Annotated in this window: 5 protein-coding genes; 2 read left to right on the top strand and 3 right to left on the bottom strand. The window is 68.4% G+C overall.

Going from position 1 to position 6,392, the window contains the following annotated elements:
• Nucleotides 1-1,767, top strand: a 1,767-nt coding sequence (locus GORHZ_RS03400; RefSeq protein ID WP_006330417.1) for a hypothetical protein, incomplete at its 5' end; no start/stop codon positions are given.
• A 130-nt stretch (nt 1,768-1,897) separates the two neighbouring features.
• Here the strand turns inward: GORHZ_RS03400 and GORHZ_RS03395 are convergent.
• Nucleotides 1,898-2,752, bottom strand: coding sequence for a F510_1955 family glycosylhydrolase (locus GORHZ_RS03395; RefSeq protein WP_006330416.1), 855 nt, complete (start codon nt 2,750-2,752; stop codon nt 1,898-1,900).
• A gap of 107 nt (nt 2,753-2,859) precedes the next feature.
• Here GORHZ_RS03395 and GORHZ_RS31925 point away from each other — a divergent pair, with 107 nt between their 5' ends.
• Nucleotides 2,860-2,994, top strand: coding sequence for a hypothetical protein (locus GORHZ_RS31925; RefSeq protein ID WP_280985420.1), 135 nt, complete (start codon nt 2,860-2,862; stop codon nt 2,992-2,994).
• 24 nt (nt 2,995-3,018) lie between these two features.
• Here the strand turns inward: GORHZ_RS31925 and GORHZ_RS03390 are convergent, their stop codons facing one another.
• Nucleotides 3,019-4,617, bottom strand: coding sequence for a GMC family oxidoreductase (locus GORHZ_RS03390; protein ID WP_006330415.1), 1,599 nt, complete (start codon nt 4,615-4,617; stop codon nt 3,019-3,021).
• A gap of 26 nt (nt 4,618-4,643) precedes the next feature.
• Entirely contained in the window at nt 4,644-6,374 is a 1,731-nt protein-coding gene (locus tag GORHZ_RS03385; RefSeq protein WP_006330414.1) for an aldehyde dehydrogenase family protein, read from the bottom strand.
• Nucleotides 6,375-6,392: the final 18 nt, after the last annotated feature.

Genomic DNA, 6,392 nt, shown 5'->3' with positions numbered 1-6,392 from the left:
CAGCCGAATCGTCGACGTGTGGCGTCCAGACCTTCGCGGCAGGCGCAGAGCGCGGAGGATCAGGAGCTGTTTCAGGGCCTGCGCCACGCGCTGAGATCGGACGAGCCGATAGACCTGCTCATGTCCGTGAGTGGTCTCGTCGCGGTGACTGATCCGCGCAATCGTGACCCGTTCTCCCGCGACGAACCGGGGCTGCCGACGCTGTCTGACCTGGTGGAGTCGTTCATCGGCACGCCGTACGCCGAGACCACCGCGGCGCTGACGATCATCCGCGCCCTCGCCACCGACGAGGTGCTCGCCGCCCGGATCGGCCGTGAACTCGCCACGCGGCGGCACCCGATGCCGGACTGGCTGGCCGGGCTCGATCGGGCCCGGATCGAGCCCAATGTCTGGTTCATGACCCACGTGTTGGGAGACGGTGACGACTATCTTCTCGGGATCACGCTGCCGTCCGGCCACGCACTGTCGGCGCTGGTCTACGTCGATCACAATCTCGGGACCGTGGTCAAGGACGCATTCGTCGTCCCGGCGCCGTTGGAGGACCTGGTGATCCAGATGGGCGGGTTGATCGACGACCCTGACCAGTCACTGACGCGGACGGATGCGGCGACGGCGCGGGCGATGATCGACGAGGCGATCGATCTCGGATCGAGGATGTACCCACCGCTCGAGTCCGAGAGTTGGCCGATGTGCCGGCCCCTCATCGAGTGGATGGTGCGGATGCTGCCGTCGGGGGGCGTGGCCACGCAGCGCCAGGAGTGGTCGGAGGAGGACAAGGCGGCGATCGCGGAAGACTTCTTCGCGTCACCGTTCGGCAAGTCGCTGGACCGCGACGACGAGCGGTCGTTGATGGACAGTCTGCTGTGGTTCGGCACGGATTACACGAATGGGGATCCGTTTCGCTGGAGCACGGTCACCGTCGAGATTCTTCTGGTGGACTGGTTCCCGCGCAAGGTCGTCGCGGAGCCCGCGTATCTCGCGAAACTGCCGAATCTGTTGCGTGCCTTCATTCGCTACGCCCACGACCGTGAGGGCATTCGCGCGTCGCTGACCGAGGACACTCTGACTGCCGTCGACGAGTACGAGCCGGATTATCAGCGGGTTATCCGCTCGTCGCGTCCGCAGGGGCCGACGGCGCTGCTGGCCGGATTGCTCGAGACGGGCGACCTCGAGGGCTTCGACGGCTTTGGCAACTTTGACGACAAGGATTTTGACGACGAGGACGCGCTGACCATCGGCGAGATCATGCTCGAGGGCCTCGATCGCAAGGTCGGTGGTCGCCCGGCGTTGGTGCGCCTGGACGACCTGCCGTTGCCGGATGAGCCCTTCGAGTGGTCGGGTGTCGCCGACGACATCGTGCCTGTGGTCCGCGAGGTACTCGCTGCTTGCGACGCATGCGCCGACGAACTCCTCGATGTCGAGCACCGCACCGCGATGCGGCGATTCCTGCGCCGCAGCGCGGTCGGCGACCCCGCGATATTCCGCCGCAAGGCGTCGCCTGCCCGCGGTGCGGCCGCCGTGGCATGGGTCGTCTGCCGCGCCAACAACACTGCCGGCGCGTACTGGTCCGGGCTGACTGTGCAGGATCTGTTGGCCTGGTTCGGTGTGAAGGGCAGCGTCTCACAGCGGGCGGAACCCATGCTCCGGGCGAACGGCGTCGACCCGCACAGACTGTATGGACAGATGGACTTGGGCGCGGCGGATCTGCTCACATCCACGTGCCGGGCATCGATCATCACCACCCGGGACCGGCACCTGCTCGGGTGACGCGCCACCTCAGCGTCGATCGTGCGCACCCGGGCGTTGATCGTGCGCACCTGGGCGTTGATCGTGCACTGGCGCGCACGCTCGATGTTCTGGCACGGTCGACGGCGGAGCTTTCAGCACCGGTGAGCAATCAGCTGAGCTTGAACAGGGTCTCCGCGGTCGCGGCATAGGCGGTGTCGAATCCGGCGACGGCCAGTGCTTCCGCGGTTCCGACGAATGACCGCTTCTCCCAACTGTTTCCATCCCGACTGCGCCACGCGAAGCCGTCAGCGCCAATACCCCACACCGCTTCAGTCGAACCGGCGACCATCACCAGCGCCGGCGCGTTCTCGACGGTGACGAACGAACGGCCCTGGTCGGTACTGTGCTGTAGTCCGGCCGGGGTCAGCGCCCACACCCCGGTGGAAGTCAAAGCCAGCGATGCCGCGGCCACGGTCGCGCCTGGTGACCAGGTGGCACCACCGTCGGTCGACACGCGCAGCCCGGTAGTGCCGTCGAAGCCGACCACGACGGTGCCGTCGGTCGCCAATGCGTGGAAGTCGACCTCGCCGAGCAGGGACTTGTTCGTCCAGGTTTGTCCACCGTCGTCGCTGCGGCGTAAGCCGAGAGGATTGGGGTCCGTACTCGAGGGTCCCGGGTGGCCCGACGTGACCAGCATGTCGGTGCCCGGTGCACCGGAAAAGCCCATCAGGTCGTCGTCGGTGGCTCCGACAGGGGTGGTCATGCCGGCGGCATCGATCGCCCTCAGTCCGGAGTGGGTACCCGCGAGGACCGTCCCGTCCGCGTCGACATGCAGACCGTGCACGTGGTCAAGGGCCGGGGTCAGTGCAATGCGTGCTGCGGCAGCGTCGCCGGCCCCGGTCGCCACACCCGGTGCGGTGGCGACCCCGGAGGTGGTCGGTGCGGAGCTCTCAGAGCCGCATCCGGCCACGATCACCACGGCAGCCAGTGCCGTCGTGGCGCCCAGAACCGAGCGGGTGAGCATGGTGCGTTGTCCTTCCGGTGGACCGAGTAGGACCCGAGGATAGCTGTCCCGACCATCCGCGTGCTCTTCGGGATTCTCAGGTGCGGAACCCGATGTGGAGGAACCCAGTGTTCCGCGGAACGCACCCACTCGTCGACCGTGCGCGCACGATCGACGAGTGGGTGGGCACGGTCGACGCGTGGGTGCGCACGGTCGACGTGGTGGTGGGCACCGCGGCCGGTGCGGCGTTGACCCGTCGGTGACGGATCGATCTGGCGAGGCCGCGATCAGCGGCTCGCGAGGATTAGATCCGCGGCCTTCTCACCAATGAGCACCGACGGAGCGTGCGTGTGGCCGCGCACGATCGTGGGCATGACCGAGGCGTCGGCGACGCGCAGACCCGAGACCCCACGAACCGCGAGAGCGGGTGTGACGACGCTGTCGGAATCGTGGCCCATCCGGCACGTACCAACCGGGTGATACAGCGTGTGCGAGTGTCGGTTCAGCACCTCGGCGAGGGTGTCGTCGTCGGGCACGCGAGAAGCGGTGCGCGGCTGGGACACCACACCGAGCCGCCCGCGCAGCGACGGCGCCTGCGCGATCTCGACCGTGGCCCGCAGGCCCGCCATCATCGCTGCCCGGTCGACACCGTCGGGATCGCTGAGGTAGCGGGGATCGATGACCGGCTTCGCGGTCGGGTCCGCCGAGCGCAGTGTGATCGATCCGCTGCTCTCGGGCTTGAGCAGGATCGGCCCCATCGTGACGGCATGGTGCGGATAGGGCTCGCCGAGGCCCTCGTTGTAGAAGGCTGCCGGTGCGAAGATCAACTCGAGGTCCGGCAGCCGCAGGTCGGTGCGGCTGCGGATGAAGCCGTAGGCCTCGCCGACGTTCGAGGTGAGCATGCCGCGGCGGCGCAGCAGATAGTCGGCGAGTTGGAGCAGGCTTTCCGCGTCGGTGAGCGATCCCTTCTCGACGTCCCAGCCCATCGGGGCGAGGAGGTGGTCGAGCAGGTTGCGACCGACCTGGGGATTGTGCGCGACGGTGTGGATGCCGTGTCCGGCAAGGTCGTCACGATGGCCGACACCGGAGAGCATCAGTAGTTGCGGGGTGTTGACGGCGCCGCCGCACAGCACCACCTCGCGCCGCGCGCGCACGGTGTGCGTACGCCCCTCGCGGGTGTATTCGACACCGACCGCGCGGGTGCCCTCGAACAGCACCCTGGTGGCGGTGGCCTCCGTGAGAAGGTGCAGGTTCTTGCGTTTGAGCGCTGGGCGCAGGTACGCGTCGGCGGTGCTGAAGCGGGCGCCCTTGTGCTGATTGACCATCGTCTGCGAGAACCCTTTCGGCTCCGGCAGATTCGCCCGTTCCACGGGATGCCCACACTCGGCTGCGGCCTCGAGGAATGCGCGGGTCAACGGGCGAGGCGAGCGCTGGTGTGACACATGCAGCGGTCCGGTGGTGCCCTCGTCGTTCTCGGTGGCTCCGGCGACCTTCTCGATGCGCCGGAAGTACTCGACGAGGGAGTCGAACGACCAGTCGTCTCCGGCGTGGTCGGCCCACTCGTCATAGTCGGCGGCGAATCCGCGCACCCACATCATCGCGTTCATCGACGACGACCCGCCGAGCGTCTTGCCGCGCGGGTAGAACACGCGTCGCCCGCCGAGTTCCGGCTGCGCCTCGGTCGAATAGTCCCAGTCAGCGGCACCGCCGAAGAGCTTCGAGAAGGCGGCCGGGATGTGGATGAACTTGTCGGTGTCCTTCGCGCCGGCTTCGAGGACGAGCACCTCGTTACGTGGGTCGCTGCTGAGTCGGTTCGCGACGACGGCACCGGCAGAGCCGGTTCCGACGACGACGTAGTCGACGGTTTGTGGCGTTGTGGTGGGCATGGTGTGGCCTTTCGTGGTGGGCTGGATCAGCCGCGGAGGGCAGAGGCGAAGATGGCGGGCAGTTGCGTCGGGCTCGGGGCCGTGGCGAACTCGGCGAGCAGGCGACCGGTGGTGGCGGCCGTCCGGTTGGTGACGAACCACGGCGGCTTGGGGGACAGCGACCACTCGCCATGCAGGATCGACCGCGGCGCGGGCCGGAAGGGACCGCGCACCACCGTGCGTTCGGTGTCGGCGAGCAGGAACGCGTTGTGCACCACGCCGGTTCCCGACTGGATGTCGTCGAGCGTGTGGCCCCCGAACGCCCCCCATGTCGCGGCGGCGGTGAGGAAGCCGACCGCGGTCCACGCGTTGACGGCGATGGTCCCGTAGCGCAGGTCGGCGATCATCGTCTCGAAGTCCGCGCCGAGCTCGGCGATGGAACTCGGGTGCGCGATCACGTTCGCCCCGAGCGTGCCGAGGAAGTGATCGTTCGCGGCATCGGTTGCGGTGGTGAGGAACTCGGCGCCGGATCCCGGCAGTTCGAGGACTCCGAGGACGGGACCGAAATACTCGGTGCGCAGCATCGGCTCGTCGACGTCGAGGGACAACCCGGTCACGAGCAGTCGCTCGCCGGCCGTACCGCACCGTTCGGCGTCTGGGTACGCCGCGTGGGCGGCGGCGACCCGGTCGTCGCTGCCCGGGTAGTAGGCGACCCGTGCCGGCGCGCTGTGGAACGCATCGCGCAACGCGGTCAGGAACTCCTGCTTCTGGTCCCAGTCGGCGGGGACGACGACGACCTGGGCGGCGACGCAGTTGTAGCCGCCGTTGTGCAGGCGCTGGGTCGCGATGTGCTCGGCCTGGAACCGCAGGTCGGCGGTGCGCCACTTGCCGGGAACCACGATGGTGGGGGAGACGCCGCCGAGTTCGCTGGTGATCGGCTTCGTCAGGCGGGGATCGCCGGTCGCGCGGCGTCGCTCGGCATCCGTGTCGGTGCCCCAGACGATCGCGTCGTGCGTGGCGGCGCTCCCGGTCATGTGCACGTGCGCGACCGCGTCGTGGTGCACGAGGTACTCGCCGACCTCCGCTCCGCCGGTGAGGATGCGGATCGCGCCGAGTGCGATCAGCGGTTCGAGGACCCGTTCGAGTACCGGGAGCAGGGGATCGGTGAGCGGGTTGAGCTTCAGAGCGACGACCCGGTTGTGCGCGATCAGTTCGTAGACGACGTCGAGCGGTGCGATCGAGGTGATGTTGCCGGCTCCGAGCACGACACCGATACCGCCGGTGACGGTGGGGTCGAGCTGGGCGAGCCCGGCGGCTGCTCGGGCCTGTGCCGGATCTACTCCCGGCCGCAGCCAGACGTCGGCGGTGAACCCGCTGAGCAACAACGCGTCGTAGCGCGATGTCGGCAGCACCTGCACGGTGGTGCGATCCGCCGCGGTCCCGAATGCGGCGTCGGCAATGGGACTGCGGCCCGACGCGAGGTCACGGAGCGATTGTGCGACGGCACCGAGACCGGTGGCGAATGCGTAGGGACCTGAGATCCATTCCTCGCCGGCGAGCGCCGAATGCGGCCCCAGTCGCTTGATCGATGACGCGGCCACGACCCAGGCCGAGGCATGGTGTCCGGTCAGCGCCCGGACCCGGTCGAGCAGGTCCGCGCGTTCGGTCAGGGACAGCTCGGCCCAGGCCTTCTCACCTGCGGACAGATCGGCCAGAGCGGCCTCGACCACGGTCCGGTGGTCTGTATTGTGCTGCGTGTCGACGCTCACGGCGTACATCAACTCCTGTCGTCGGGC

Source organism: Gordonia rhizosphera NBRC 16068 (genome assembly GCF_000298195.1).
GTDB lineage: Bacteria > Actinomycetota > Actinomycetes > Mycobacteriales > Mycobacteriaceae > Gordonia > Gordonia rhizosphera.
The sequence above is the reverse complement of the archived record's forward strand: the minus strand, read 5'-3'. Positions and strand labels throughout refer to the sequence as shown.